Genomic DNA, 248 nt, shown 5'->3' with positions numbered 1-248 from the left:
CCTATCGACTGCTATTAACATGGCAATCAGTGGTTATGACTTGTTTGTATCAGACCGTGGCGCGGCGTTCTTCTCAGGCTTAGACGGTTCAAACTACGAGCCAACCGGCGAACCATTTGGCGACCAGTACAGCGTTTATCGCATTGGTAAAATGAAAACCAGCGGTGCAAACGTTTACTACGTGCCTAAATCTATGGGCGTTTTCAATGAAGATGCAGCCACCACAACCGCACATGCGCTAATGGTTC

Annotated in this window: 1 pseudogene; it reads left to right on the top strand. The window is 48.4% G+C overall.

Annotation, left to right across the window (positions count from 1 at the left end):
- Nucleotides 1-248: pseudogene (locus tag AAEY78_RS14420) on the top strand (hypothetical protein); the annotation flags it as partial.

Origin of the sequence: Psychrobacter sp. 16-MNA-CIBAN-0192, from assembly GCF_040309565.1 — a bacterium.
Taxonomy (GTDB): Bacteria; Pseudomonadota; Gammaproteobacteria; order Pseudomonadales; family Moraxellaceae; genus Psychrobacter.
This window is presented reverse-complemented; position numbering and strand designations above follow the sequence as displayed.